This window comes from Gilliamella sp. Fer1-1 (assembly GCF_001690825.1).
Classification (GTDB): domain Bacteria; phylum Pseudomonadota; class Gammaproteobacteria; order Enterobacterales; family Orbaceae; genus Gilliamella; species Gilliamella apicola_C.
In genome coordinates this window covers 1-2,103 of the sequence record NZ_LZGX01000065.1, presented here as the reverse complement: position 1 = coordinate 2,103, position 2,103 = coordinate 1, and the positions used below count along the sequence as shown (strand labels likewise).

Annotated in this window: 4 protein-coding genes; all 4 read right to left on the bottom strand. The window is 29.8% G+C overall.

The features are described from left to right. Positions 1 to 424 (bottom strand): TadE/TadG family type IV pilus assembly protein (locus tag A9G28_RS07940; protein WP_141674716.1); only part of this gene is annotated, 424 nt, incomplete at its 3' end. A 31-nt stretch (positions 425 to 455) separates the two neighbouring features. Continuing rightward, positions 456 to 1,217, bottom strand: a complete 762-nt coding sequence (gene tadF / locus A9G28_RS07935) for a tight adherence pilus pseudopilin TadF (RefSeq protein WP_065580314.1) — start codon at positions 1,215 to 1,217, stop codon at positions 456 to 458. A gap of 15 nt (positions 1,218 to 1,232) precedes the next feature. Beyond that, on the bottom strand, positions 1,233 to 1,727 hold the full coding sequence (locus tag A9G28_RS07930) for a TadE/TadG family type IV pilus assembly protein (protein WP_065580313.1): 495 nt from the start codon (positions 1,725 to 1,727) through the stop codon (positions 1,233 to 1,235). A 6-nt stretch (positions 1,728 to 1,733) separates the two neighbouring features. After that, the coding region (locus tag A9G28_RS13605; protein ID WP_176702131.1) for a hypothetical protein at positions 1,734 to 2,103 on the bottom strand (370 nt) is incomplete at its 5' end.

Below are 2,103 nucleotides of genomic sequence, written 5' to 3'. Positions count from 1 at the left end.
TTTTCCTATTGGCAGTGTAATCGTTACGAGTAATTAAAGAATTAAAAATTTGATTATAGGCAATATCATATTCTTTTTTATCTGCTTTATATTCTATTTTTATATTAGCACCATCTAATTTATCACTACTAATTTTTTGATGAACAAAATAATTAATATAATTCAATGCCATTTGCTGATTTTGTTCAAGTGCTGTCTCATCAGTATTTTTATTATTTATAGCAATAACGGCTAACGAAGCCTCATTAGCTGCTTCTGACAATCTAGCCCGATTACGCATAGTTTCGGTATGATCAATTGAAACCAACATGCAAGTAAACATAGCTGGGAGCATAATTGCAAAACTTATAATAACGTTTCCAGCAGTACACTTAAAAAAATTGTTCTTTTTATAATTGTTCTGTTTTAATTTGTTATTACTCATATATCCTCTCACACTTTTAAAAGAGCATTGATTAGCGATGATAAATAGGGCAAGCCGAACCATTATTTTCTGCAATGTTATTGCAACGAGATAATAGTGCAATATTACTACACAAATTTGGGAAAGTATCCGTTGTCTCTCTATTGGAATTCATCCATTTCAAATAAAGGCTCTCTTCATTAACAATGCACATGCTAATTCGATATAAAGGAATCCAACGCCCAGTCAATCCCGTCGCCGTATCAATTGTTCTTTTAACATAGGGTATAAGTTTTAAATAATCGTTGGTTCTTGGTCTTTCAATTATGTTAGGTAGTGAATTAAAATAGCTAATAGCGCTATCACAAGCTCCTGCAGAACATGATTCTGAACTTAGGGTGGCTAATTTAGCTCGGCTAAAGTCTTGCGGATGCCTAGGATCTTGTAAAATAAATAAAGCATCGACTCTTATCGCAACGTCACGATCTAATAATGAACTAGCCAATTGACGCAATTCTTGCACTTGGCTCTCGTCAAATAACTCATGAGACTTGTAGCAAGATTTAAGATCCCTGATGCATGTTAAATAATTATTAGAACTATTTGCATTACCCATTATCGGATAAATAGCTGACCTTTCACGAAAAATTGATGCTACTGTATAATTTGCCCGTTCAAGTTTATTTTGTAGCATGATAGTACTATATACATCATAAATAATAAACACTAATAGTGAAAATAAACAGAAACATACCGCAAACTCAATTGAGACAACACCTTTTTTATTGCAAAAAAAATTATTCAAATATTTCATTGCTAGTTTATTCCTTTAATTTTCATAAAACTCACGATAAACAACAGTCTTTTTTGTTAAAGAAGAGTCCAAGATACTTGAAAACATGTCGGAAAACATAGCCCGATAATCGTATTGTAAATTAAATGATATTAAATGACTATCATTACTAAGCGTGCTTTGACAAGAATTAGTTATTAAATCTTGTATTGTATTACAAAATGTTAATGTTATATGAAAATCATCCGGATTAGTTATATAAGGCCACAATGGAACTTGAGAGGTAATTAGCTCATTCATTTTTTGGGAATAATTTATATTTTTAGAAATTGCTACTTCTCTTGGTATTTCGGTAGATATTAAATCCAAAGCAGAACCAATAATCATAATTCTGCTTAACTCAAGCATAAATACAAATAGAGCGATTAAAAAAGGAAAAACAATTGCAAATTCAATCGAAATACTTGCTTTCTTTTGACAAAAAAATAATCTCAAACATTTCAACATAATTTTCTCTGCCCTATTCCACATTAAAAATTAACCTTTTTTTCTTTTTAATATTGTAAAAGATTTTTTAGACTTATCGTTTTGAATGCTCTTATTCCCAATAATAGCTGAAGAGATTTCTTTTACTTCACTACTATTAGCAGCCTTTTTAAAGTTACTTACCTTTGATATAAATTTACGTTTAAAATCAATATTTCGATCTAAAAATTCTTCAATATCGTCATCACGTAAAGCATTTTTCTTATCGTAAACGGTGTTATCATTTAAACAAACCAGAAAACGTTTATTCAAAAATTCTGTTTTTTGAGCAGTGCTACGTGAAATTTCCTCTAATATTTTTTTAGCTACTTTAATTGAATAAGGATCTCGATTTATCACAATAAATATAATATTAGAAATA

What these genes read in the sequence shown, in the direction of transcription:
- A9G28_RS07930 (WP_065580313.1), bottom strand. Translation starts at nt 1,727, where the DNA reads ATGTGGAATAGGGCAGAGAAAATTATGTTGAAATGTTTGAGATTATTT.
- tadF (WP_065580314.1), bottom strand. Translation starts at nt 1,217, where the DNA reads ATGAAATATTTGAATAATTTTTTTTGCAATAAAAAAGGTGTTGTCTCA.